This window comes from Spirillospora sp. NPDC048911, assembly GCF_043198015.1.
In the GTDB taxonomy this organism is placed as follows: domain Bacteria; phylum Actinomycetota; class Actinomycetes; order Streptosporangiales; family Streptosporangiaceae; genus Spirillospora.
Window position 1 is genome coordinate 134,540 of record NZ_JBICUD010000004.1, and the last position, 23,515, is coordinate 158,054.

Below are 23,515 nucleotides of genomic sequence, written 5' to 3' on the forward strand. Positions count from 1 at the left end.
GCGGTGTCGTCTTCCGGAAGGACACGCGTTTCGATGCGCACCATTGACGATCTCGACGTCGCCGGGAAGCGGGTGCTGGTCCGCGCGGACCTGAACGTCCCCCTCCAGGACGGGAAGATCACCGACGACGGCCGGATCCGGGCCAGCGTGCCGACGATCACGGCGCTGCGGGAGAAGGGCGCCAAGGTCATCGTCTGCGCCCACCTCGGCCGTCCCAAGGGCGAGGCCAAGCCCGAGTTCTCGCTCGCCCCCGTCGCCAAGCGGCTGGGTGAGTTGCTCGGTGCCGACGTCACGTTCGCCACCGATGTCGTCGGGGAGTCCGCACAGGCCGCGGCCGGCGGCCTTGACGACGGCCAGGTGGCGCTGCTCGAAAACCTCCGCTTCGAGGCGGGGGAGACCAGCAAGGACGATGCCGAGCGCGGCGCGTTCGCAGACAGGCTCGCCGCTCTCGCCGAGGTCTACGTGGGCGACGGCTTCGGTGCGGTGCACCGCAAGCACGCCAGCGTCTACGACGTCCCCCGGCGGCTCCCGCACGCGGCCGGCGGCCTGATCGTCACCGAGGTCGCGGTCCTGAAGAAGCTCACCGAGGAGGTCGAGCGCCCGTACGCGGTGGTGCTCGGCGGCTCCAAGGTCTCCGACAAGCTCGGCGTGATCGACAACCTGCTGGGCAAGGCCGACCGCATCCTCATCGGCGGCGGCATGGTCTTCACCTTCCTCAAGGCCCAGGGCCACGAGGTCGGCAAGAGCCTGCTCGAAGAAGACCAGCTCGACACCGTCCGCGACTACCTGCGACGTGCGGACGAGACGGGCGTGGAGTTCGTGCTGCCGGTCGACATCGTCGCCGCCACGGCCTTCGCCGCCGACGCCGGCCACGACGTGGTGGCCGCCGACGCCATCCCGGCCGACCGGATCGGCCTCGACATCGGCCCCGAGTCCGGGAAGCTCTTCGCGTCCCGGCTGGCGGGCACCAGGACGGTGTTCTGGAACGGCCCGATGGGCGTCTTCGAGATGGAGCCCTACTCCCACGGCACCCGCGCCGTCGCGCAGGGCCTGATCGACTCCGGCGCGTTCACCGTCGTCGGCGGCGGCGACTCCGCCGCGGCCGTGCGGACCCTCGGCTTCGACGAGGGCGCCTTCTCCCACATCTCGACCGGCGGCGGCGCCAGCCTCGAATACCTCGAGGGCAAGACGCTGCCCGGCCTGCAAGCGCTGGAGGACTGACACATGGCTCCCAAAGCCCCCGCCCGCAAGCCGGTGATGGCCGGCAACTGGAAGATGAACTGCAACCACCTCGAGGCGATCGCGCTGGTGCAGAAGCTCGCGTTCGGGCTCAAGGAGGCCGACCACGAGGCCGTCGACGTGGTCGTGCTGCCGCCCTACACCGACATCCGCTCGGTGCAGACGCTGGTGGACGCCGACCGCCTCCGGATCCAGTACGGCGCGCAGGACATCTCCCAGCACGCCTCCGGCGCGTACACCGGTGAGATCTCCGGCGCGATGCTGGCCAAGCTGGGCTGCTCGTACGTGACGATCGGCCACTCCGAGCGCCGCCAGTACCACCACGAGGACGAGGCCGTGGTGAACGCCAAGGTGAAGGCCGCCTTCGCGAACGAGCTGACGCCGATCATGTGCGTCGGCGAGGGGCTGGACGTCCGCAAGGCGGGCGAGCAGGTCGCCCACACGCTGGCCCAGGTCGACGGGGGGCTGGAGAAGATCCCGGCCGACCAGGCCAGGACCATCGTGATCGCGTACGAGCCCGTCTGGGCCATCGGCACCGGCGAGGTCGCCACCCCGCAGGACGCCCAGGAGGTCTGCGGCGCGATCCGGTCCCGGCTCGCCGAGCTCTATGACGGCGAGATCGCCGATTCCGTACGTATCCTGTACGGAGGGTCGGTGAAGGGTGCCAACATCGCCGGGATCATGGCCCAGCCCGATGTCGACGGCGCTCTGGTCGGAGGTGCCAGCCTCGACCCGGGTGAGTTCGTCAAGATCTGCCGGTACCGTGACCTGCCCGTCTGATCAATTCTGATCAATTCGGCTACGACATGGGGGTTCTTGACGAACCAGCGAAGAGTTCGTCGTACCCTTCGTAGCTGACGGGTAAACCGCCCGGCTCGAACGTCCGTCCTTGAATACGACAAGCCCCGCGTCAGCGGGGGTGGCCAGAAGAGGCGCAACTGCTGTGATTCTCGCAACGTCCATCGTGCTCATCCTCACGAGCCTGCTGATGGTGGTTCTCGTCCTGATGCACAAGGGCAAGGGCGGCGGCCTGTCCGACATGTTCGGCGGCGGCGTCTCGTCCTCCCTGGGCGGCTCGTCGGTGGTGGAGCGCAACCTCGACCGGCTGACGATCGGCACGGGCGTGATCTGGTTCGCCTCGATCGTCGTCCTCGGGCTGTTGTTCAAGAGCAAGGGCGCCTGAGCCGAGCAGGCGGGCACACACGAACGATCGCCGCTCCGGCCGGGGTCAGGCAGGCGGGCGGCAGCGGAACTTTGAGCGAGGAGTAGTCCGTGGGTAGTGGTAACGCGATTCGGGGCAGCCGTGTCGGAGCAGGGCCGATGGGAGAGGCCGAGCGCGGGGACGCAGCGCCCCGTGTCTGGGTGACCTTCTACTGCGCCAACCGGCACGAGACCCGCCCCAGCTTCGCGACGGACGTCGCGGTGCCCGACACGTGGGATTGCCCGCGCTGCGGGTTCCCGGCGGGCCAGGATTCGACCAACCCCCCCGCTCCGCCGAAGACGGAGCCCTACAAGACGCACCTGGCGTACGTGAAGGAGCGTCGCAGCGACGAGGACGGCGAGGCCATCCTCGAGGAGGCCCTGGCCAAGCTGCGCCAGAAGCGCGCCGCCGTCAAGGCCGCCATGGAGGCCGCCGCCCGCGTCTGACGACCACCGGTACCAGACACGCGCAGCCAACGGCAGGGCCCGGCTCCCCACCAGGGAAGCCGGGCCCTGCCGCCTGCCCGGCCCCTCCCGATCAAACGCGCGTCCGAGCGGCGTATAGGTTCCGCCGCTGATCAGCCGGCGTTGGCGTCCACATGGCGCTGCCGTCCAGATGGCGCGCCGCTGGCGATCAAGTACCGCCGGCGTTCCGGAGCCGCTGATAGGCGCCACGGCGAGGTGGCGCGGGCGCAGATGCCGTTGCTGTCCGGGCGGCGCTGCTGTTCAGGTGGCGCTGCTGGTCAAGCGCCGCTGGCGTTCCGGAGCCGCTGGTGAGGCGCCATGGCGCGGGCGCAGACGCCGGTGCCGTTCAGGCGGTGTCGCTGGTCAAGTGGCGGTGGTATGCAGGTGCCGCTGCTGACCAGGCGGCGCCGGCATTTGCGTGGCGCAGCTGATCAGACGGCGATGGTATTCGGGTGGAGCGGCTGGTCAGGTGGTTCGGGTGGAGGCCAGGGCGGGTTCGGGGGTCTTCTGCGGCACGGGGGCGGGTGGCGTCTCGGGACGGTCGGCCAGGCGGCGGGTCAGGCTGCGGCCGAGGCGCTGGGCCGGGGCCTCCACCAGCCGTTGCGTGCAGTGGGCCAGGGGGAGCAGCGCGGCGAAGAACACGATCATGAGGAGCGGACGCTCCGAGGCGGAGAGTCCCGCGATCTTCTCCAGGGCCACCAGTACCACCGGGTGGAGCAGGTAGACCGAGTAGCTGATCACTCCGAGCCGGGTGAGGGCCTGGGGCATGGAGCGGTGGCGCAGCGCATACCCGAGGGCGAAGACGACCGCCGCCACCAGCACGGCGGAGATCCAGGCGCGCCGCACGGCCCAGTCGGTCGTCTCCGCGTTCCAGGCGCTCAGGCGCATCGCGCCGAGCAGGCAGGCCGTCCCGGCCACGACCGCGGCCGTGAGCGCGGCCGACCGCCGGCGGATCTGACCCCGCTCCGCCCGGTACAGGGCGGTGCCGGTGAACATCACCGCCAGGATGATCAAACCTTGCCAGGCCGGGATGCGGGCGTTGAACAGCAGCAACGCCATGGCCACCGCCCCGCCAAGGAGCGCGCCGGCCCGGCGGCCCGCCGGGTTGCGCGAGCAGGCGAGGCCGATGGCCGCCACGACGGCGACGCCCGTGCCGAGCACGAGCGGGGTGACCCCGGCGCCCGTGGCCAGCGCCATGCTGGGGAGCACGCCCGCGAGGACCACGGCGCCGACGGCGAGGGTCAGCGCGATGCCGCTCGACCGCCGGTGCGTCCCGGCCGCGAAGAAGGCGACGGCCAGCAGGTAGAACGCCATCTCGTACGACAGCGTCCAGAGCACCGTGAGGGCGTTCGGAACCGCGAGGAGCTCCTGCAACATCGTCAGATGCGACAAGGTCACGGCGATCGGATCGTACGCGTCGAGGCCGCCGGGGAGCACGGGCAGCGCGGTCGCCTCCAGCACCAGGACCGCGCCCAGCGCCACCAGCAGCAGCGGGTAGATGCGGAAGGCCCGGCTGATCCAGAACCGGCGGAACGAGCCGGTGCGTTCCAGCGAGGCCGGGATGATGTAGCCGCTGACCAGGAAGAAGACCAGGACACCTGCCAGTCCGGGGTCGAACCACGCGAGCATGTCCTTGTGGAAGGACGGCGTGAAGCGCGCGGTGCCGTGGTGGAAGGCCACCGTGAGCGCCGCGAGACCGCGCAGCGCGTCCAGCCAGCCGAGCCGTCCGGCGCCCGGAGACGACATCACCGGGACAGGTGAGGCTTGATGTCCGGTTTTGGTCATCCAACGGACCCTAGTGGCACCGGAGAAGTGCCCGGACCGGATTCTCGCGAACTCACCGGAAGTTCATCACTTTCTCATAACGGCCCGTCCGCGCTCAGGCCGGGGTCGGCTGCCCAGCTTGCCGAGCCATGGACGAGAAGTACAGCAGGCCCGCCGCCTCCGCCTGTCTAGGCGGTGAAGGGGCGCTGGCCGCCCGGGACGCCGCGGTGGTGCTCGCCGCCGGTCTCGTAGTGCTCGAAGACGAAGGGCACGCCGTTGGCGATCATCGGACGGGCCCGGTCCATCAGCTGGAAGTGCAGATGCGGCTCGGAGGTGTTGCCCGAGTTGCCGCAGTCGGCGAGGTGGTCGCCGGCCCGGACGCGCTGGCCGGGCCTGACCTTGATCGAGCCGCGCTTGAGGTGGGCGAACGCCGCGTACGTGCCGTCGCCCAGGTCGAGGATCACGTGGTTGCCGAGGATGAAGCCGGGGCCGCCCAGTTCGCGCAGCATGCCCTCGACCACCATGTACGGAAGCGCGAACCACGAGTTGCGGCTCCAGTGGTCACGGTGCCGCCCGGACACCCGGACGACCTCGCCGTCGGCCGGCGCGTAGACCGGCCGCCCGAAGCCGGAGAACGCGGCCGCCCGCCGCGCCGGAGGCCACGCGCGCACCGCGGACCAGTCGTGCTCCTCGTCCTCGTGGTGGACGAGATCGATGGCGTAGGTCTGGCCGTAGGCGTCCACGCCGTGGCTGGGCACCTTGTCGGCCGGGCTGTGCACGGGCACCCACCGGCCCCGCACCGGTGCCTGGACCGCCCGCGGTTCGGCGGGCGCCGTCGGCTCGTCCCGAACGGGCACCTCACCGAGCCAGGGTGGCTTGGCCCGAACGGGCGCTTCGCCGGGCGCGGGTGGCTTGGCCCGAACGGGCGCTTCACCGGGCGTGGACGGCTCACCGGGTGCGGGCGGATTGTCGGGGGGCGGCGGCTTGTGGAGGGTGGGCGGCTCTGGGGGGATCGGCCGGTTGTTCGGGGTGGGTGGTGCGTTCAGGGGCGTGCTCTTGAACGCGTCCGTGGTGAGCCGAGGCGGGTGGACGAGCATCAGCGCGAATCCCGCGGCGATCAGGAGCATGCCCGCGAGCATGACCTGGCCGCTGCCGTGGACGTACGTCGACAGGGCGAGGAGGACGCCGAGCAGGACGATCAGTGTCTTGAAGCGGGCGAGGTGCGGGGCGAGGGTCCTCATGCCTCCAGATTACGGTTTTACGGAATTCCGTCAATTCGATCTGGGCTATGCTGGCGGCCACGCGACTGGCGCAGTCAAGGTGGAATCACCCACCGGGGAGCGAAGACCGTCCGCACACCGCGCGCCTGGGTGTACGGGTCCTCAGCCGGGGGTCCCGTCCCGAACCCCGGCGTGATCAGCGCGGAGGTTGTCATGCATCAGCCCGCCCTTCCCCATCTGCACGACCAGGATCCCGACATCGCCGGACTGGTCGAGGCCGAGGCCTGCCGCCAGTACGAGAAGATCCGCCTCATCGCCTCCGAGAACTACGTCTCGCCCGCGGTCCTGGAGGCGACCGGCTCCGTCCTCACCAACAAGTACTCCGAGGGCTACGCGGGCCGCCGTTACTACGAGGGCCAGCAGAACGTCGACCCGATCGAGCTCCTGGCGATCGAGCGCGCCAAGGCACTCTTCGGCGTCGAGCACGCCAACGTCCAGCCCTACTCGGGTTCGCCCGCCAACCTCGCGGTCTACATGGCGTTCCTCGATCCGGGCGACAAGGTCATGGGCCTGTCGCTGCCCATGGGCGGCCACCTCACGCATGGATGGTCGGTGTCGGCCACCGGCAAGTGGTTCACGCCCGTCCGCTACGACGTGCGCGCCGACACCGGCCGCGTCGACATGGACCAGGTGCGCGAGCTGGCACTGAAGGAGCGGCCCAAGCTGATCTGGTGCGGCGGCACCGCGATCCCGCGCACCATCGACTTCCCCGCGTTCGCCGAGATCGCGCGGGAGGCGGGCGCCGTCCTCGCCGCCGACATCGCGCACATCGCCGGCCTGATCGCCGGTGGCGCGCACCCTTCGCCGGCCGGTCACGCCGACGTCATCTCCACCACCACGCACAAGACGCTGCGCGGCCCGCGCGGCGCCATGGTCATGTCGACGGCCGAGCACGCCAAGGCGATCGACAAGGCGGTCTTCCCCGGTCTCCAGGGCGGCCCGCACGACCACACCACCGCCGCGATCGCGGTCGCGCTCAAGGAGGCCGCGCGGCCGGAGTTCGCCGCGTACGCCCGCCAGATCGTGGCGAACGCCCGCGCGCTCGCCGACGCCCTGCTCGAACGCGGCTACGACCTGGTGTCCGGCGGCACCGACAACCATCTGATCCTCATCGACCTGACCAACAAGGGGGTCGCGGGCAAGCCCGCCGCGCAGGCGCTCGACCGCGCCGGGATCGAGCTCAACTACAACGCGGTGCCGTTCGACCCGCGCAAGCCGTTCGACCCGTCCGGCCTGCGCCTGGGCACCGCCTCGATCACGACGCGCGGCCTGACCGAGCAGCAGATGCCGCAGCTGGCCGCCTGGATCGACGAGGTGGTGCAGGCCACCGCCAAGGACGACGAGGCCGTGCTGGCACGGATCGCCGACCAGGTGCGCGAGCTGCTCGCGGCCTACCCGATGCCCGGCTGGGCGCCGACGCCGTAGGACGCTGCGTAAAGCCCGGATGGTGTCAGAAGCGGCGGAGCAGCGCCTGCTTCGCCGTGGCGAATTCCTCGTCGTCCAGGATGCCGTCCTTGTGAAGCGCGCCCAGCTCGCGCAGCCGCCGCAGCAAGGTGTCGTGGTCGTCGCCCGGAGTCTCGCCCTGAGCGGGCTCCGGGCTCGGCGCCGCCGTCTCGATCGCCGCGGCCTCGACCGCCGGCGCGGCCGGATGCGGCAGGCGCGCGACGACGGCGGCCGCCACCAGCGCGGTGAGGCCGCCCTCCTTCTGGATGCCCCACGCGAGGCACTGGGGGTCCTCCTCGGCCGTGAGCCTGGAGTCGCCGCTCCTGAGCCGGAAGCGGAGGCAGCCGTACCCCATCCCGGACTGCGGCGCCCACTCCACGCCCGCGATGTCCGCGAGCTCGAAGAGCTGCGGGCCCGCCTCCTCCTTCTTGGAGTTGGCCATCCAGTTGAATTCGAGCCGGACGCGCTCGCCGTCGAACGAGGCCGTCCCGTCGCCCGCCGAGGCGCTCACCGGCACCGGCGGGCCCGGCATGAGGTAGCGGTCGCACGGCCTGTCCGGCACCTGTTCGAGGAGCCGCGCGTTGCGCACCTCGTCGACGAGGTATTCGGCCACGCCGGTCCGCCCGGCGTCGATCGTCAGCCGGTAGGGATCCGCGGCCGAGTCGGCGAGGCCGCCCGCGACGGCCTGGCTGAACGGGTCGGCGGCGGGACGCAGCCGCAGCCGGAGCCGGCCGCCCTTGCGGCCCGGCTCGAACGCCATTCCGGCCACCGCCTCCAGCGGGACGACCAGCTCGCCGAGGGCCTTGCGGAGCTTGTGGACTCCCCGGTCGCGGCCGGGGACGACCCGCAGCACCTCACCGTCGAACGTCCATGTGCCGTCGCGCCCGATGACCTCCATGTACGAGATCTTAGGACGGCCGCGCGCGCCGCAGAACAGTGATCATCCGCCAGGCCTCGGGATCGGCGAGCGCGACGTCCCCGAAGTCGCCGTACCGCGCCACGACCGCCAGCGCGCCGGACAGGCGGATCGCCGCGTCGAGCTCCGTCGCGGTCCAGAACCGGTAGGGCACGACGTCGCGGATCACCCGCGGCTCGCCCGCGTCCTCGGCGATCGTCATCGTGACGTGGTCGTCGGCGATCTGCGTGACGGGATCGAGCCGGTCGGCGGGCTCGCCCCAGCGGACGGTGGCGCGCACACCGTCGCGGTCGACCGTCCACGCCGTTCCCACGCTGGGCTCGTCGGTGAGCCGGTCCTTGGGATGCGACATCTCCACGATGTAGAGGCCGCCGTCCGCCAGGTGCGCGGCCGCGCGATCGAGATGGGCGGTGAACGCGTCGAGCGTCATCAGATGGGACGTGGAGTCGAGCATGGTGACGACCAGATCGAACCGGCGGCCGAGGTCGAAGGCGGTCATGTCGGCCTGGACCACCTCGACGTCCAGACCGGCGAACTTGGCCCGCTCGGCGGCGTACGCGCACATCGCCGGATTGAGGTCCAGGGCGGTCGCGCCGATCCCGCGGCGGGCGAGCTCGCGGGCGTGCTCGGCCGGCCCGGCGGCAAGTTCGAGCGCGGTCGCGACCGGCGCCCCCGAATGCTCGGCGCACCAGGCCAGAAGGACGTCCACCTCCGCGCGCACGTCACGGAACGAGCAGGCCAGCTCGTAGGCCCACGGGTCGTCATAGATGCCGGTCGTCACCCGGCCATCCTGCCAGCCGCGCCCGGGGCGGCACGTGTGGTCGGGGCATCCGGCCATCGCTGGGACCGTTCGTGCATCGAGCGCGTTCGCCCGCCGCTGTTACGTAACCGCCACGACATCATGAGCTGACGGTTTCACCTTTCGGGACGGGGTTGAGGCGTTGCCCGCGACCGCATACCGTGCCGTAAGTGATCGACCCGCTGAGTGGTGAGCACGTCAACGAGCGACCCCTGGCCACCGATCCCCCCGCCCGGCTGCCGCTCCTGCCGCCGGGGATGTTGAGCGACGAGCAGCGCGAGGTGTACGACGCGGTGCGCGGTGGCCCGCGGAGCGGGCGGGCACCGGTCTTCCGGTTCGTCGACGACGACGGCCACCTCCTCGGCCCGTTCAACGCCATGCTCTACAGCCCCGCGGTCGGCGGCCCGCTGCAGGAGCTCGGCTCGGCGCTGCGCTTCCAGACCTCCTTCACCAAGAGGGAACGTGAGATCGCGACGCTGGTGGTCGCCGAGCACTGGCGCTCGGACTTCGAGTGGTACGCGCACGAGCGGGTCGGCCGCCGCGCCGGGCTGACGCCCGGCGAGCTCGACGCCCTGCGCGAGGGCCGCGCGCCGATGCTGGCCGACGTCCGCGAGCGCGTGGTGTACGAGGCGGCCCGGCAGCTCGCCGCCGAACGTGACCTCGGCGACGCGCTCTACACCGAGGCCGTCGCCACCCTGGGCCGTTCGGCCCTCGTCGAGCTGGTCACGCTGGTCGGTTACTACGCGGCACTGGCGCTGCAGTTGCGTGTGTTCCGGGCGGGCGTGCCCGAGGGTGAGCCCGCCCCGGTCTGGAAGGAACCCGGTCCCGCCACCGAGTGGAGAGAACGTGAGTGACAGCGATGTGCTGCGGACCGACCGGCTGGCGCTGCATCCGCTCAGCATGAGCGATCACGGCGCCCTGCTGGCGCACTGGACCGGCCCGCTCGTGCGCCGGTACCTCTTCGACGACAAGACGCTCTCGGCGCTGGAGGTCACCGAGATCATCGCGGCCAGCCAGCGGGACTTCGCCACCGAGGGCTACGGGTTGTGGGCCGTCCGGGCGGCGGCGCGCGGTGACGCGATCGACGCGGCGCTGCCCGATCGCGCGCTCGTCGGCGTCGCCGGGCTGCGCGGCCACGACGCCGACGTCGAGATCGTCTACAGCCTCGAACCCGACCGGTGGGGGCAGGGGCTCGCGGCGGAGGCGTCGCGCGCCGTCCTCGACTACGCGTTCGAGGTGCTCCAGCTGCGCCGCGTCACCGCCGAGATCGACGAGGCCAACGGCGCCTCGTCCGAGCTGGCCGAACGGCTGGGCATGCGCCCGCACGGCGACCCCGGCCACTACAAGGCCGAACGGATCAGCTGGCACGGATCACGCCATTCCATCGATGCTTGACAACTGATTCAGTGCACCCAGGTGCCTCCGGCGGCTGATTACGTCAGGATGAGAGCATGGGCTCTCTGTATTCCGCCGACCACGTCAACGGCGACGTCTCGTACTGGTTCCGGGACGGCGGCGTGCCCGAGCCGGGCCCCCGCCTGCCAGGCCCGCGCGCCTGCGACGTCTGCATCGTGGGCGCCGGTTACACGGGCCTGTGGACCGCCTACTACCTCAAGCGCGCGCGGCCGGATCTGCACGTCATCGTCCTGGAGAAGGAGTTCGCCGGATTCGGCGCGTCCGGCCGCAACGGCGGCTGGATCGTGGGCGAGCTCGCCGGATCGCGCGAGACCTACGCTCGCCGCCACGGCAAGGCCGCGACGGTGGCCTTGCAGCGCGCGATGTTCGACACCGTGGACGAGGTCGTCCGGGTGGCGGCCGAGGAGGGCATCGAGGCGGACGTGGTGAAGGGCGGCGTCCTGACCGTCGCCCGCAACGAGGCGCAGCGGGTCCGCCTCACCGGCCTGGTGCGCAACGCCCGCGAATGGGGCTGGAACGAGGATGACCTGATCGTCACGGGCCTCGACGACCGGATCCGGATAGAGAAGGCGGTCGGCGCCGTCTGGAGCCCGCACTGCGCCCGCGTCCAGCCCGCCGCACTGGCCCGGGGACTGGCCGAGGTCGTCCGCGGCCTGGGCGTGGAGATCTTCGAGAGGACACCCGTCCTCAGGATCCGCCCCCGCGCGGCCGAGCTCCCCCCAGCCGCCACAACCCCCCACGGCACCGTCACCGCCGGCCACGTGATCCGCGCGACCGAGGGCTTCACCGCCGCGCTGCCCGGGCACCACCGCGACTGGCTGCCGATGAACAGCTCGATGATCGTGACCACGCCGCTCTCCCCGGACGTCTGGAAGCAGATCGGCTGGGAGAACGACGAACTGCTCGGCGACATGGCCCACTACTACATGTACGCCCAGCGCACCGCCGACGGCCGCATCGCGTTCGGCGGCCGGGGCAAGCCCTACCGCTACGGCTCCCGGATCGACGACGGAGGCCGCACCCAGCCGCAGACCATCGAGCTGCTCTGGCGAATGCTCACGGACATGTTCCCCGCAGCACAAGAAGCCCGAGTAGCCCACGCCTGGTCGGGCGTCCTGGGCGTCCCCCGCGACTGGTGCTCCACGGTCGTGCTGGACCACGAATCAGGCCTAGGCCACGCCGGCGGCTACACCGGCCACGGCGTGGCGACCGCGAACCTCGCCGGCCGCACCCTCCGCGACCTCGTCCTACGCGAGCACACCGACCTAACAACATTGCCGTGGGTGAACTGGCGCGTCCGCCGCTGGGAACCCGAACCGCTCCGCTGGCTAGGCGTCCAGGCGATGTACGCCCTCTACCGCGCCGCCGACGCCCGCGAGTCGGCCTCCGCCTCCTCGCGCACCTCGCTCCTGGCCCGAGCCGCCGACACGATCACCGGCCACTGAGACCGGCTAGGTTGCGAGCATGGCCCCGGTATACGCGCTCAACCTCTTCGACGTGGCCGACCGCGACGAGTACCTCGCGTACTCCCGCCGCTCCGCCCGCGAGGTCGCCGCACACGGCGGCCGCGTCGTCGCCCTCGGCAAGTTCCGCGAATCGGTCACCGGCGAGATCGAGCCCCGCCAGGTGCTGATCGTCGTCGAGTGGGAGTCGAAGGAGGCGTTCGACTCCTACCGGAACGACCCGGCCCTGACCGACCTGCACCCGCACAGAGAGGACGGCTCGTCCGCCTACATCTGGCACCTCTTCGACAAACTGGAAGACCTACGCCCCCTCCTCAAGGACTGACTGGACGTCGGCGTAGGACGGGATCGGGTGGTCGGCTGGCTTTCCTGCGACGCTCAGGGCGGTGTTGACGGTGGTCTGGAGCGCTGCGCGGTAGAGCAGGGAGCCGCAGCTCACTCGTTTCGCGCCCAGCTCGCCCAGGCGTGTGAAGTCGGTGCGGCCTGGGAGGTGCAGGACGTTCAGGGGGAGCGGGATTCCTTCGACGAGGGTGCGCACGTCGTCGTCCTCGGCTGCGCCTGGGACGAAGATGCCGTCCGCGCCTGCGTCGGCGTACGCGTTCGCCCGTTCGAGTGTCTCTTTCAGGGAGCCCTTCCCGAGCCACAACAGGTCTGTGCGCGCGTTCAGGAAGACCTGCGGGGCGGCTGCTTTGACGGCTTCGATCACTGAGACGTGATGATCGATGGGCCTCAGTGACCCGTCGGCTCGGCCGTCTTCCAGGTTGACTCCGGCGACGCCGTACGAAGCTAGTTCGCTGACCAGGGCGGCTACCTCGGATGGACGTTCCGAGTAGCCGCCCTCGATGTCGGCGGTGACCGGCACGGGCAGGCGGGTAGCCAGACGTCGCGCCAGGTCGATGGCCTCCTCCCTGGTGTCACCTGAGGCGTCGGGCTTTCCGGCCACGCCGGCGACGCCGAGGCTCGTCGTGCCGATGGCGGGAAAACCGGCTTCGGCCAGGAGGGCCCCGCTGGCGAAGTCCCAGGCGTTGGGCAGGAGCAATGGCTTGTCGGTGTGGTGCAGGGCGTGGAAGGGCGTGCTCATAGGTTCCCCTTGGTTCGGAGGGCGTCTAGGACTCCGGCGGCCAATTGGAGGGCGTGGTCACTGCCGGGGCAGGGGCGTCTTCCCGCAGAAAAGGCCAGGTGCGGGGCCTTCTCTTGGTTGGCGGTCTTAATGTCCAGGGTCACGGGGTTGCCTTGGGGGTCCAGACGGCGGAGGGCGGGGGCTGGTGGGTCTTGGCGGAGGGTCTCTGTGAGGAGTGATTCGGTGTCTGCGTGGGGGTGGGCGCGGTCGACGGCTTTGGTGATCAAGGCGGCGGTCGCGTCGCACGACTGCGTCAGGATGGCGATGCGGTTGGCGATCCGCTCGTCCGAGCCGGGGGAGAGGAGATCGACGAGGGTGGCCACGGCCTTGTCGGCCTCCCCGGGCTGATCGGTGCCCGTCAGGTAGACGGCCGCTGCCACGGGGACTGCGTCGAGCAGGGCGTTTAGGTCGGTCACTCCCAGGGCGTGGCCCAGGACGGCCGTTGGTACGGGGCGTGCCACGGCTTCGACCGGGTCGGGCGGAGAGGTTCTCAGGATCGCGGTGGCGCGCTCGTTGGCCTCTCGGCGAAGGGCCGCGGGATCCATTTGTGCCAATTGCCTGGTGACGATGGCCAGACGGCGGTCGTGCTCCTCGCCCTCACTGAAGCGGCACACGTTCTGGCGCAGCCACTGCAACGTGCCGCGTTCCGCCTGGCCTGGGACTGGCGGGACGGTGTAGCGGTCGTCGGACAGCACGGCTGTGACGTCGGCGTGGGCGCGGATCTCCATGCCTTGAACGTAAGCCGCATTCGTTTCGACGCCGGTCGAAGGGTCGGTCGGCCGTTTGTGGCCGGGGTTGAGCCGATCGGCGGGGCCGTCCGTGGTGAGGGCGAGTCTCCCCGAGGAACCTCAGGAGCCTGTTATGACTCTGCGAAGACGCGTTGTGCCGACGGCCGTCATGAGCGTGGTGCTCGGTGCTGTGCTGACCTTGAGCGCCGGTGCCGCGACCAGCTGGACCGTGGTCGGCAGCCCCAACCGTGGCACCTGGGTCAACGCCCTGAGCGATGCCTCGGCCACCTCGGCGGGCAACGTCTGGACGGTCGGCAACTGGTACGACGTCAACCTGGCCTCGACCCGGACGCTCGCGCTTCGGTGGAACGGATCCCAGTGGAGCTCTGTCACGACGCCCAACGTGAACAACTTCTACAACGAGCTCTATGGCGTGGACGCGACTTCGGTGAATGACGCATGGGCGGTGGGTGCGTTCGCCACCGGCCAGTCGGGCGGCGGCAACGGCAACAACGGCCCGCACAACACCCTGGCCATGCACTGGAACGGCAGCACCTGGAGCCGTGTCGCTACCCCCAATCCCGGGATTCAGGGTCGGGACCTCTACGACGTCGAGGCGTTCTCGACGACCAACGCGTGGGCGGTCGGCTACTACCTCGAATCCGGGACGACGTACGAGACGCTGGTTCTGCACTGGAACGGTACGGCGTGGTCACAGGTCGACTCGCCCAACCCTGCGAACTACTACAACCAGCTGCACGGTGTGTCCGGCTCAGGGCCGAACGACATCTGGGCCGTCGGCGCGTTCGTCGACAGAGGCCAGCCGAACGGCACCCGGCATCCCCTGGCCATGCACTGGAACGGCTCCGCCTGGACGCAGTCCGACGTCCCGGCCAGTGGAAACGCCATTCTCTACAGCGTCACCACGATCTCGCCCACCGACGCGTGGGCTGTCGGCTCCAAGGACGGTTACCGCAAGCCTGTCGCTTACCACTGGAACGGCTCGGCATGGAGCGAGATGCCCACGCCCATGGTCGGCACCTCGGGCAACAACCTCTTCTACGCGGTCACCGCGCTTGGGGCCGACAAGGTCTGGGCCGTCGGATACACCAGCACCTCCGGCGGCCCTCAGCCTTTGGTCGAACGGTGGGACGGTACAGCCTGGCGCGTCGAAACCACGCCCGCGCCAGAGCTGGGCGGCCTGACCCAGGGCATCGCAGCGGTGCCCGGCACGGCTCCGGTCGTGTGGGCCGTCGGCTACAAGAACGTCCTCGTCAACGGCTCGATGTCCAACCGGACCCTGACCCTGCGCGGCCTTACTCGTTGAACTCGTCGCTCCAGATGCACGTGCCGTTGGGGCCGTCCCAGCACAGGCGCATCTGGTATTCCCCGTCGTTTCCGACGTTGTAGCCCTTCTTGTCGCAGCCCGCGTCGCCGCCGTCGTCGATGCTGAGCACGATGTCCTCGTCGCCGATCCACGGCTGGAACCACACCTCGCCGGAGACGCCGTGACCGTCGGCCCTGGTGTCGCAGATCTTGAAGACGTCACCGTCGTCGATGAAGGTCATCGTGCCGTATCCGCCCGGCAGCCTGATGGTCTTGTCGTCGGCCATCGCGGTGCCGGCGAAGCCGGCGATCATCGTGACGGCGACGCCGCCGACCACGGCGGCGCGGGTGAGCCAGGACTTCATCATGGACGTCACTTTCCGTTGGCGAAAGGAAAACGCCGGGAGTTTAGGCAAAGATTGATCATGAAGTCAATAAGGCGAGAACCGCGTTCACCAGGGGTGAGAAAAGGGCGACCGGGGGTGCTGAATTGTTAGGAAAGGCTCAATTTTATGAGAACGGCGTTGCCTCGGACGGGTCGGTGTCCCCGCGCGTGTATCACCGGGGGAATTCCGCCCAGACCGTTGTGCGGTCCCCGTCCGGCCGATGTCCCCACCGTTCGGCGAGCGCCGCCACGATGTGCAGCCCTCGCCCGCTCTCGTCGTCGGGAGCGTCGGTCAGCGCCGGCCGCTCGCCGCCCGCCCCTTCGTCGGTCACCTCGATCCGCAGCACCGTGCGATCCGCCAGCAGGGCGATCGTCATCTTGCCGTCCCGTCCCGACGCCGTATGGCGGATGCCGTTGCTGGCGAACTCGTCCACCACGAGCTCCATGTCGTCCACCCGCTCGTCCTCCGCCGCCAGAAGCTCCGGGACGACGGAGTCGCGCAGGAACCGCCGCGCGTACCAGACGGACCGTTCGACACCAGGCAGCGTGAGCACCGCGATCACCTTCATGCCCGCCAGCGTCGTCGCGCAGTGTCACCACATCAACACGAACGGAGCAGGTTGGAACTATTCCTCCGTGATCCCGTGAGGAGCTGAAACGTGGAAGAACGAATATATTCGTCTTTCACGGAAACGATCCATGCAGACACGAAGAGTGACATCGTCGCGGTATGCGCTACGACGACCGAAACACGTATCGCCGCCGGAAGATCGGTGATGCGCTCCGCCGGTTTCGCGAGGAGCGCGGCCTCACCCAAGGTGCCGCCGGGCGTCTCCTCGAACGCTCCCAAGCCTCCCTCAGCTCGTACGAGAACGGGCACCGCGCCATCCGCCCCCGCGATCTCAAGCACATCCTCGACAGCTACGGGGTCACGGACGAGCTGGTGCGCACGCGCCTGCTCTCCCTCGCGGGCCACGGCCGTCAGGACGGCTGGTGGCACGACTTCGAGGAACGCCTCGAACCCGGTGTGCTCGACCATGCAGCGCTTGAAGCCGAGACTTCGCGCATTCGAGCATTCCAGCCGCACCTGGTGTACGGCCTCCTCCAAACCCCGGAGTACGCCAGGGCCGTCATCAGCGGATCTGGAACCAGACTGCGATCCCCTCGCGATATCGAGACTGCGATCGACTTCAGGCTCGGCCGCCAGCGAATTCATGATCAGAAGCCGCCACCCCGTATCTCCGTCGTGCTGGGCGAGGCTGCTCTGCATCTGGAGATTGGGGGCCCGGAGGTCATGCAGCACCAGCGAGCCAAATTGCTCGCCATCAGCGAGCTTTCGCACATCGAACTCCAGATCCTCCCGTTCGCAGCAGGAGCGCACCCAGGTGTCGACGGTGCGTTCATCATCCTCAGTAGTGGCCCCGGGCAACTGCTGGAGGTGGTGTCGGTTCACAGCCTTGCTCGGAGCTGGTACGTGGACGAGCCGTCGGACGTGGATCTCTACGCCGAGACGTTCAGACGGCTCCAAGAGATGGCGCTGTCCGAACACGATTCTCGGGCGAGAATCGAGCGGATAGGGTCCCTGGCATGAGTGAGCAGCTTCTTTCCAACCTCAGGTGGCGCAAAAGCAGCTACAGCGGCGGCGACCCGACAGACTGTGTGGAAATTGCGGGTGTCTGGCGTAAGAGCAGCCACAGCAGTGGCCAGGGCACCGAATGTGTCGAGGCAGCGGCAGCGCCTGCAAGCCGCCTCGTTCTGGCACGGGACTCGAAGGATGCGAGTGGGCCGGTGCTGGCGTTCAGCCGGAGTGAGTGGGGCGCGTTCCTCGGCGGGGTCAAGCGCGGAGCGTTCGACCTCTAGCGGGATCGGTCATGGGGTGATGGTGACGCTCTTTGACGCGCGTGCCTCCGGTGAGCCGTTGCAGTGGGCGGTGGTGCCGGTGAACACCAGGGTGGTGGAGCAGTTCTCGTTGTCGGTGACGGTGACCGTCGCGGTGAACGTGCCTGGCCGCTGGTAGGTGTGAGTCGGCGTAGGGCCGCCGTCGCGCAGGATGGTGCCGTCGCCGAAGGCCCAGTCGTGCTCAGCTCACCGCGAGGGCCGACGCGGTACGCCGACACGGTGTTATCGCCCCGGTTCAGCACGTACGCGGTACGGCCGTCCGGCGCGAACGTCACGGGCGAGGGCTCCGTGCCGGCGGCGGTCGGGATCAGGTCACCTCCGGGACGGGCCTGAGGCCGCGTCCAGCAATCAAGGGAGCCGCTGGGGATCACGCGCTGCCGAGCCAGGGGCGCGTGCCTTCCAGCATAGGAAGAGGCATCGCTCACGTCAGGACGGGTGGCCTGTCTCGCCATGATCGAGCTAGTGGCTGGCGAACGGGGTGTGGTCCGCTCGGGCGAGGTCCTGGACGAAGGCCTTGAGCTTCAGAGCCGTGCGGGCGGCGTAGCGGGTCACGGGCGATCGGCGGGGGCCGTACGCGGCGGACCACAGAAAGGGAACGCGGTTCATGCGTTCAGCGTGGTCTCCTCCACGCCCATCGGTCCAACACATCATTTCGCTATCGGCCATCGATATCGTAGATGGATGGAGATGCGGCAACTGCGCCATTTCGTGGCGGTGGCGACGCATGGCAGCTTCACGGCGGCGGCCCGCGCGGAGCTGATCGTCCAGTCGGCGCTGAGCACCTCGATCCGCAAGCTGGAACAGGACCTCGGCACGGACCTCTTCGACCGCACCGGGCGGCGGCCGGTGCTCACGCCTGCCGGCGAGGCGTTCCTCCCGGCGGCGCGGGCGCTCCTGGCCGACGCGACGGCGGCGCGGGACGCGGTCGCGGCGGTCACCGGGCTGGCGACGGGACGGGTCGCGATCGGCACCTTCCAGACCCTGACCAGGGTCGATCTGGCCGCGGAGCTCGCCGCCTTCCACCTCAAATGGCCGGGCGTCCAGATCTCGGTGCACGAGGCGCCGGTCGGCGAGCTGGTCGACCGCCTGCTCGCCCGCGAGCTGGACCTGGCCTACCTCGCCAGCGCGGGCCCCGGCGTCCCGGACGGGCTGACCGCGTTCGGCGCCTGGGAGGAGGAACTCGTCCTGGTCACGCCGCCCGGCCACCGGCTCGCGGGCGACCGCCGCGCGCTCTTCTCCGACCTGACCGACGAACACTTCGTCGACTTCCGCGCGGGCACCGGCCTGGAGTCCGCCGTCCGCCGCCTGGCCGCGAGCTGTGGTCTGGAACGGCACATCACCTGCGAGGTCACCCAGATCAGGCTGCTGGTCGAGCTCGTGCGGGCCGGTATCGGCATCGCGATCGTCCCGCGCCTCGTGGGGGAGCGGGCCGGGCTCCCGTGCCTCACGATCCGCCAGCCCGACCCCGCCCGCACGACCGTCCTCGCCGGCCGCGCGCCCAAGCCCACCAACCCGGCCGCCGCCGCCCTCCTGGATCACCTGCTCGAATAGCAGGCAGCGACCCCACCGTGCACGACAGTTCCGTAGGCGGCCGCCCGCCCACGAGCCGTGGCCGGCCTGCACCGTGACCCTCCGCACCGGCGGGCGGCGGGGATGATCACTATGCTGGCGGTTTCTGGGATGGAGGGGTGAATGGCTACTACGGCGCAGGTCATCGCGTTCGCGGGGACCATGGGGCTCGGTGCGATGTCGCCGGGGCCGGACTTCGCGATCGTGGTCCGGCACGCGGCCACCGGCGGGCGGCGGGGCGGGACGGCCGCCGCGGCGGGGATCGCCGCGGGCGTGCTGGTGTGGGTTGCGGCGGCGGCGCTGGGCGTCGCGGCGCTGCTGGCGGCCTCGGCGGCCGCGTTCACGGTGGTGAAGGTCGTCGGCGCGGGCTATCTCCTTTATCTGGGTGTGCGGTCGCTGATCGCGGCCAGGCGGGGTGGGACGGGTGAGGTCGCTGAAGAGGAGACCGCCGCGTCCCCGTGGGACGCGTTCCGGCAGGGGTTGCTGTGCAACGTGCTGAACCCGAAGGCGGGCGTCTTCTTCGTCGCATTGATCCCGCAGTTCGTGGGGGGCCATCCGGCCGTGTCGGAGGCCCTGGTGCTGGCGGTGGTGGCCGCTCTCGTCGCGGCGGTCTGGTTCACCATCGTCGCCAACGTGGTGGGGGCGCTGCGGCGGGTGTTCTCGCGGCAGCGGGTCCGGCGTGCCGTCGACGGGCTCACGGGCGCGGCTCTGATCGGGCTCGGGCTGCGGCTGGCCGTGACCCGCTGAGCACGTTGGACGTAGGGCGCGGGGTTTCCCTAGAGTCCCGATCATGCGGAATCGTAGATCGATCCTGTCCGGGTCCACGTTCGAAGAGCAGATCGGCTACGCGCGGGCGGTGGTGGACGGGGAGTGGGTGCACGTCTCCGGCACCACCGGATTCGACTACGCCACGATGACCATCGAGGACGATGTCGTCGCCCAGGCCGAGCAGTGCCTGGCCAATATCGCGGCGGCGCTCACCGAGGCCGGTGCCACGTTCGGCGACGTCGTCCGGGTCCGCTACATGCTGCCCGATCCGGCGGACTTCGAGCCGTGCTGGCCGGCCCTGCGCGCGGCCTTCGGCTCCGCGCGGCCCGCCGCCACCATGATCTCCTGCGGGCTGGCCGATCCGAGGATGCGCATCGAGATCGAGGTCACCGCGAGACGTCGGTGAGGGGGACGCCGTAGGTCTCGGTGAGGCGGGCGACGACGCTGTCGTTGCCGTTCTCCTTGGCCTCGGCCAGCTCGTCCGCCGTGACCCCCACGGCGGTGATGAAGTCCACGCGGCCGTTGGGCGCCTCGATCGTGCCGAGGAGCGGGTCGGTGACGAACGCCAGCGCGGTGAGCCGGCCACTGTCGCCGAGCGAGCCGGCGACCCGCATCCGGTGGCCGTCGGCGAACGGGTAGCCGTCGCCGAAGACGTAGTCGCCCAGGTTGAGCAGCGCCTGCAGCGCCCAGCCGGGCGGCTGCTCGTCGTTCTCCCCGCAGGGCACGCGCATCGTCAGCTCGAATCCGAGGCCGCTGGTGGTGGTATCGAGATCCAGGATGCCGTCCAGGTCGCTGAAGCCGTGGGTGACCAATAGCCAGTGGCCGTCGGCGCGATGGGCGCTGAGCTCCTGGACGCCCTGGCCCACCGGGGCCTCGGTCGACCAGCGCAGCCGCGGGCGGTCCGGCAGGAGGGCCTCCAGGGTCGCGACGATCGCCATCCGGCTGCCCTCGGGGACGCCCGACTCGAGGTACGCGTCGAACACCACCGCCCACAGGCCGTCCCGGGTGAACGCCTTCTCGTCCCGGGCCCGCAGAGTCGCCAGGAGCTGCTCGGTGTAGAGGCGGGCCTCCTCGGCAGGGGAGCCGGCCAGCTCGATCGTGCGGAGCGAGATCCGGTAGAGGAACTCCACGAAGTCGTCGAGGGTCGAGTTGACGGGCTCGGCGTCCCGCGGCACGCCGTCGTCCAGCCCGAGCGTGAGGACGAGGCCGCTTTCGATATCCAAGCAGTACCGGACGCGGTCGTCGGTGGCGGCCTTGCCGAGCACCAGCAGACGCAGGGGCCCGGCCTCGACGAGCGTGAAGGTGTCGAAGTCACCGTCGACCTTCGTCGTGAAGAACATGTCGGCGGTGACCGGGAGCCCGGCCGAGCACAGCGCCTCGGCGTCGGCGGGCCGCAGGCCATGGCGTTCGGCGTCGGCCGGATCCAGCGTGATGACCTCGTCCGCGCCGAAGAGGCGGACGAGCTCGGAGTGAGTGGCCACGGGAGGCCTTCCGTCGGAGGGGAGCGACGAGGACCAAGATCCTCTGTTTTCAGTTCCCCGTTGGACGGTCGATCCGGGCCACGAGTTCCTCCAGGAGCGCGACGAGGCGCCCGCGATCGGCGGGCCGGAGCCAGCCGAAGAGCTCCTCGCCGGCCACGGCCGCCTCGGCCCGGGCGGCGTGCAGGCGCGCGCGGCCCTCGCCGGTCAGCTCGATCGCGTACGCGCGGCGGTCGTGGGCCGAGCGGTTGCGGGTCGCCAGCCCGGACCGTTCGAGCTCGTCCATGATCCGCACCATCGCCGACTTGTCCAGGTCGAGCAGCTCGCTGAGGTGCCGCTGGCTGGTCGGCCCGTGCCGGTCGAGCGCCGACAGCACGCCGAAGTGGCGGACCTCGATGCCGAACGGCCGCAGGCGCCCGGCGAGCCTCTCCCGGGAGTTGTAGTGCGCCGTGGCCAGCAGGAATCCCAGTGCCAGGTCGTTGTCACGCGGGTCGCCCAGGACCGACGGCGTCTCCGGTTGTTCCACCCTCCCATCGTAGTGGCACGCGATATAGTCTCATTTGAGATTGTCTTATATGCTTCTAATCGGGCGGCTCCGACGAAGCAGGGAGAAGTGAATGCGCGACATGAGCAGGCGGCGGGTCCTTCAGGCGGCCGCGCTCACCACGGCCGCGGCCGGGCTCGGCTCGTCCACCGCGGCGGACGCCACGGTCCGCCCCTTCCGGATCGACACCCACCACCACGCCGTCCCCCCGGCGATGCGCAAGTGGGCGGTCGAGCAGGGCCTCCTGCCCGCTGAGGGCGGGCCGCGCTGGGGTCAGTGGAGTCTGTCGGAGACCCTCCGCACGATGCGCCGCAACCAGATCGCGCTCGGGGTCGCGTCGGCACCGGTCCCGTCCCAGGCGTTCCGGAACCGGGCGCTGGCGGTGTCCGGGACGCGGATCATCAACGAGGACCTGGCCGATCTCGCCCGCGAGCACCCTGCGAGGTTCGGGTTCTTCGCCTACCTGCCGCTGCTCCACGTCGACGTCGCGCTCCAGGAGGCCGCGTACGCGCTCGACGTGCTCAAGGCGGACGGGGTGCTGCTGATGACCAACGACGGGACGCGCTACCTCGGGGACAAGGCGTTCGACCCGCTCTTCGCGGAGCTCGACCGGCGCCGCGCGGTGATCTTCACCCATCCCGGCTCGCTGCCCGGGAGCGACTTCGCGGTGCCGGGCATGGACGACTGGATCGCCGACTTCATGCTGGACACCACCAGGGCCGCCTTCAACCTCGTCGCCTCCGGGACGATGGACAGGCATCCGCGGATCTCGGTGATCCTCTCCCACGCGGGCGGCTTCCTGCCGTACATCGGCGGGCGGATCGAGCACGCGGGCCGGACGGGGCGCGGTCCGAGCCCGGCCGCGTTCCGCCGGGCGGTGCGGCGGTTCTACTACGACACCGCCGCCCCGCCCTCGCCCTACGCCACGCCCACCCTGCTCGCCGCGGCCGGGGCCGGGCAACTGCTCTACGGCACCGACTGGGCGCAGACGACGGCCCCGGAGGTCGCGCAGACGACGCGCGGTCTCGAACGCGACCCGGCGCTGAACGACCGCATGCGCGACGCCATCTACCAGGGCAACGCGCTCCGCCTGATGCCCACGCTCGCCCGGCGCCTGCGTCCCGCACGCCCCGCGCCCGCGTCGGCGCCTGTGCCTGCGTGAGTTTCTTGAGGAAACCGACTACGCTGGTGTCATGCAACGCACCTCGCTGGCCGAGTTCCCCTGCTCGATCGCCCGGACCCTCGACGTCTTCGGCGAGTGGTGGACGCCGCTGATCGTCCGGGACGTCTACCTCGGGCTCCGCCGCTTCGAGCAGATCCAGTCCAACCTGGGGATCTCCCGCAAGGTGCTCACCCAGCGCCTGGACCGCCTCGTCGAGGAGGAGATCCTCGCCCGCCGCCCCTACAGCGAACGCCCCCCGCGCCACGAGTACGTGCTCACCGAGCGCGGCCGCGAGCTCGTGCCCATCCTGCTCGCGCTCATGGCCTGGGGCGACCGCTGGACGTCGGGCGAGGACGGCCCCCCGATGACCGTCCGCCACGAGACCTGCGGCCATGCCGTCACCCCCGTCGTGAGCTGCCCGGACTGCCGCGAGCCGCTGACCGCGGACGGCGTGCGGCCCGAACCGGGCCCGGGTGCCCGGATCGGGCCGGGCACCCACGAGATCGCCCGCGTCCTGGGCCGCCACCCGGGCTGACGGGGCGCCGCACCCG

At 70.4% G+C, this 23,515-nt stretch carries 29 protein-coding genes and 1 riboswitch; of the genes, 17 read left to right on the forward strand and 12 right to left on the reverse strand.

All coding sequences use genetic code 11. The features are described from left to right. The first annotated feature begins 33 nt into the window (after positions 1–33). From ACGFNU_RS18750 to ACGFNU_RS18765, 4 genes are all read left to right on the forward strand, one after another. Positions 34–1,221, forward strand: a complete 1,188-nt coding sequence (locus ACGFNU_RS18750) for a phosphoglycerate kinase (RefSeq protein WP_392595130.1) — start codon at positions 34–36, stop codon at positions 1,219–1,221. 3 nt (positions 1,222–1,224) lie between these two features. Next, positions 1,225–2,019 carry a triose-phosphate isomerase gene (tpiA, locus tag ACGFNU_RS18755; protein WP_392595132.1) on the forward strand — a complete coding sequence of 265 codons (795 nt, stop codon included), beginning with the start codon at positions 1,225–1,227 and terminating at the stop codon, positions 2,017–2,019. Positions 2,020–2,182: 163 nt separating this feature from the next. Next, positions 2,183–2,422, forward strand: a complete 240-nt coding sequence (gene secG, locus ACGFNU_RS18760) for a preprotein translocase subunit SecG (protein ID WP_392595133.1) — start codon at positions 2,183–2,185, stop codon at positions 2,420–2,422. Between the two features lie 89 nt (positions 2,423–2,511). Continuing rightward, positions 2,512–2,886 (forward strand): RNA polymerase-binding protein RbpA, encoded by a 375-nt coding sequence (locus ACGFNU_RS18765; protein WP_392595135.1) that lies wholly within the window; start codon positions 2,512–2,514, stop codon positions 2,884–2,886. 483 nt (positions 2,887–3,369) lie between these two features. On the opposite strand, the gene ACGFNU_RS18770 is transcribed toward ACGFNU_RS18765, so the two are convergent. Both ACGFNU_RS18770 and ACGFNU_RS18775 read right to left on the reverse strand, forming a co-directional pair. Further along, a complete protein-coding gene (locus ACGFNU_RS18770; protein WP_392595137.1) occupies positions 3,370–4,689 on the reverse strand; it encodes an acyltransferase family protein in 1,320 nt (439 codons plus the stop codon). A gap of 167 nt (positions 4,690–4,856) precedes the next feature. Beyond that, complete coding sequence (locus ACGFNU_RS18775) at positions 4,857–5,909, reverse strand: peptidoglycan DD-metalloendopeptidase family protein (protein ID WP_392595138.1); 1,053 nt, start codon at positions 5,907–5,909, stop codon at positions 4,857–4,859. A 51-nt stretch (positions 5,910–5,960) separates the two neighbouring features. After that, a riboswitch (ZMP/ZTP riboswitch) is annotated at positions 5,961–6,047 on the forward strand. Positions 6,048–6,101: 54 nt separating this feature from the next. On the opposite strand from ACGFNU_RS18775, the gene glyA reads away from it, so the two are divergent. Further along, positions 6,102–7,373 (forward strand): serine hydroxymethyltransferase, encoded by a 1,272-nt coding sequence (glyA, locus tag ACGFNU_RS18780; protein ID WP_392595140.1) that lies wholly within the window; start codon positions 6,102–6,104, stop codon positions 7,371–7,373. A 25-nt stretch (positions 7,374–7,398) separates the two neighbouring features. Here glyA and ACGFNU_RS18785 read toward each other — a convergent pair whose 3' ends face one another. Both ACGFNU_RS18785 and ACGFNU_RS18790 read right to left on the reverse strand, forming a co-directional pair. Next, a complete protein-coding gene (locus ACGFNU_RS18785; protein WP_392595142.1) occupies positions 7,399–8,289 on the reverse strand; it encodes a DUF4429 domain-containing protein in 891 nt (296 codons plus the stop codon). Positions 8,290–8,299: 10 nt separating this feature from the next. Beyond that, a complete protein-coding gene (locus ACGFNU_RS18790) occupies positions 8,300–9,088 on the reverse strand; it encodes a class I SAM-dependent methyltransferase (protein ID WP_392595144.1) in 789 nt (262 codons plus the stop codon). A gap of 188 nt (positions 9,089–9,276) precedes the next feature. Between ACGFNU_RS18790 and ACGFNU_RS18795 the strand changes: the two genes are divergently transcribed. Genes ACGFNU_RS18795 through ACGFNU_RS18810 form a run of 4 tightly spaced genes read left to right on the forward strand, consistent with a single transcriptional unit; the run spans position 9,277 to position 12,310 of the window. Then, positions 9,277–9,960: a carboxymuconolactone decarboxylase family protein gene (locus ACGFNU_RS18795; RefSeq protein WP_392595146.1), complete on the forward strand. Its 684-nt coding sequence runs from the start codon at positions 9,277–9,279 to the stop codon at positions 9,958–9,960. Next, entirely contained in the window at positions 9,953–10,501 is a 549-nt protein-coding gene (locus tag ACGFNU_RS18800; RefSeq protein WP_392595147.1) for a GNAT family N-acetyltransferase, read from the forward strand. The genes ACGFNU_RS18795 and ACGFNU_RS18800 overlap by 8 nt, the downstream gene beginning before the upstream one ends. Positions 10,502–10,557: 56 nt before the next feature. Next, positions 10,558–11,967: an NAD(P)/FAD-dependent oxidoreductase gene (locus tag ACGFNU_RS18805; protein ID WP_392595149.1), complete on the forward strand. Its 1,410-nt coding sequence runs from the start codon at positions 10,558–10,560 to the stop codon at positions 11,965–11,967. A 19-nt stretch (positions 11,968–11,986) separates the two neighbouring features. Then, positions 11,987–12,310: a DUF1330 domain-containing protein gene (locus ACGFNU_RS18810; RefSeq protein WP_392595151.1), complete on the forward strand. Its 324-nt coding sequence runs from the start codon at positions 11,987–11,989 to the stop codon at positions 12,308–12,310. On the opposite strand, the gene ACGFNU_RS18815 is transcribed toward ACGFNU_RS18810, so the two are convergent. After that, positions 12,287–13,066 (reverse strand): isocitrate lyase/phosphoenolpyruvate mutase family protein, encoded by a 780-nt coding sequence (locus ACGFNU_RS18815; RefSeq protein WP_392595153.1) that lies wholly within the window; start codon positions 13,064–13,066, stop codon positions 12,287–12,289. The genes ACGFNU_RS18810 and ACGFNU_RS18815 overlap by 24 nt on opposite strands. After that, the gene (locus tag ACGFNU_RS18820) at positions 13,063–13,833 is read right to left on the reverse strand and encodes a hypothetical protein (protein WP_392595155.1); all 771 of its coding nucleotides are present in this window, start codon (positions 13,831–13,833) and stop codon (positions 13,063–13,065) included. The genes ACGFNU_RS18815 and ACGFNU_RS18820 overlap by 4 nt, the downstream gene beginning before the upstream one ends. Positions 13,834–13,966: 133 nt before the next feature. Here ACGFNU_RS18820 and ACGFNU_RS18825 point away from each other — a divergent pair, with 133 nt between their 5' ends. After that, the gene (locus ACGFNU_RS18825; protein WP_392595156.1) at positions 13,967–15,160 is read left to right on the forward strand and encodes a hypothetical protein; all 1,194 of its coding nucleotides are present in this window, start codon (positions 13,967–13,969) and stop codon (positions 15,158–15,160) included. Here ACGFNU_RS18825 and ACGFNU_RS18830 read toward each other — a convergent pair. Together ACGFNU_RS18830 and ACGFNU_RS18835 are read right to left on the reverse strand one after the other, a co-directional pair. Next, positions 15,150–15,527 (reverse strand): hypothetical protein, encoded by a 378-nt coding sequence (locus ACGFNU_RS18830; protein ID WP_392595158.1) that lies wholly within the window; start codon positions 15,525–15,527, stop codon positions 15,150–15,152. The genes ACGFNU_RS18825 and ACGFNU_RS18830 overlap by 11 nt on opposite strands. A gap of 190 nt (positions 15,528–15,717) precedes the next feature. Continuing rightward, entirely contained in the window at positions 15,718–16,113 is a 396-nt protein-coding gene (locus tag ACGFNU_RS18835) for an ATP-binding protein (RefSeq protein WP_392595159.1), read from the reverse strand. A gap of 161 nt (positions 16,114–16,274) precedes the next feature. Between ACGFNU_RS18835 and ACGFNU_RS18840 the strand changes: the two genes are divergently transcribed. Together ACGFNU_RS18840 and ACGFNU_RS18845 are read left to right on the forward strand one after the other, a co-directional pair. Then, positions 16,275–17,135 (forward strand): helix-turn-helix domain-containing protein, encoded by an 861-nt coding sequence (locus ACGFNU_RS18840; protein WP_392595161.1) that lies wholly within the window; start codon positions 16,275–16,277, stop codon positions 17,133–17,135. Next, the gene (locus ACGFNU_RS18845) at positions 17,132–17,404 is read left to right on the forward strand and encodes a DUF397 domain-containing protein (RefSeq protein ID WP_392595163.1); all 273 of its coding nucleotides are present in this window, start codon (positions 17,132–17,134) and stop codon (positions 17,402–17,404) included. Before ACGFNU_RS18840 ends, ACGFNU_RS18845 begins: the two co-directional genes overlap by 4 nt. 9 nt (positions 17,405–17,413) lie before the next feature. Here ACGFNU_RS18845 and ACGFNU_RS18850 read toward each other — a convergent pair whose 3' ends face one another. Both ACGFNU_RS18850 and ACGFNU_RS18855 read right to left on the reverse strand, forming a co-directional pair. Next, positions 17,414–17,596 carry a PKD domain-containing protein gene (locus tag ACGFNU_RS18850; RefSeq protein WP_392596467.1) on the reverse strand — a complete coding sequence of 61 codons (183 nt, stop codon included), beginning with the start codon at positions 17,594–17,596 and terminating at the stop codon, positions 17,414–17,416. A gap of 306 nt (positions 17,597–17,902) precedes the next feature. Then, the gene (locus ACGFNU_RS18855; protein WP_392595165.1) at positions 17,903–18,049 is read right to left on the reverse strand and encodes a hypothetical protein; all 147 of its coding nucleotides are present in this window, start codon (positions 18,047–18,049) and stop codon (positions 17,903–17,905) included. A 75-nt stretch (positions 18,050–18,124) separates the two neighbouring features. Between ACGFNU_RS18855 and ACGFNU_RS18860 the strand changes: the two genes are divergently transcribed. The 3 genes from ACGFNU_RS18860 (at position 18,125) to ACGFNU_RS18870 (ending at position 20,186) form a co-directional block, all read left to right on the forward strand. Then, positions 18,125–18,994: a LysR family transcriptional regulator gene (locus ACGFNU_RS18860; RefSeq protein WP_392595167.1), complete on the forward strand. Its 870-nt coding sequence runs from the start codon at positions 18,125–18,127 to the stop codon at positions 18,992–18,994. Positions 18,995–19,135: 141 nt separating this feature from the next. Beyond that, positions 19,136–19,759: a LysE family translocator gene (locus ACGFNU_RS18865; protein ID WP_392595169.1), complete on the forward strand. Its 624-nt coding sequence runs from the start codon at positions 19,136–19,138 to the stop codon at positions 19,757–19,759. A gap of 43 nt (positions 19,760–19,802) precedes the next feature. Then, positions 19,803–20,186: a RidA family protein gene (locus ACGFNU_RS18870; RefSeq protein WP_392595170.1), complete on the forward strand. Its 384-nt coding sequence runs from the start codon at positions 19,803–19,805 to the stop codon at positions 20,184–20,186. Here ACGFNU_RS18870 and ACGFNU_RS18875 read toward each other — a convergent pair. Both ACGFNU_RS18875 and ACGFNU_RS18880 read right to left on the reverse strand, forming a co-directional pair. After that, positions 20,167–21,261 carry a suppressor of fused domain protein gene (locus ACGFNU_RS18875; RefSeq protein WP_392595172.1) on the reverse strand — a complete coding sequence of 365 codons (1,095 nt, stop codon included), beginning with the start codon at positions 21,259–21,261 and terminating at the stop codon, positions 20,167–20,169. The two genes, ACGFNU_RS18870 and ACGFNU_RS18875, sit on opposite strands and share 20 nt — an antisense overlap. A gap of 49 nt (positions 21,262–21,310) precedes the next feature. Then, positions 21,311–21,784 (reverse strand): MarR family winged helix-turn-helix transcriptional regulator, encoded by a 474-nt coding sequence (locus ACGFNU_RS18880; protein ID WP_392595174.1) that lies wholly within the window; start codon positions 21,782–21,784, stop codon positions 21,311–21,313. A gap of 91 nt (positions 21,785–21,875) precedes the next feature. Between ACGFNU_RS18880 and ACGFNU_RS18885 the strand changes: the two genes are divergently transcribed. Continuing rightward, positions 21,876–22,964: an amidohydrolase family protein gene (locus ACGFNU_RS18885; protein ID WP_392595176.1), complete on the forward strand. Its 1,089-nt coding sequence runs from the start codon at positions 21,876–21,878 to the stop codon at positions 22,962–22,964. Positions 22,965–22,995: 31 nt separating this feature from the next. Next, positions 22,996–23,499, forward strand: a complete 504-nt coding sequence (locus tag ACGFNU_RS18890; RefSeq protein WP_392595178.1) for a winged helix-turn-helix transcriptional regulator — start codon at positions 22,996–22,998, stop codon at positions 23,497–23,499. Positions 23,500–23,515: the final 16 nt, after the last annotated feature.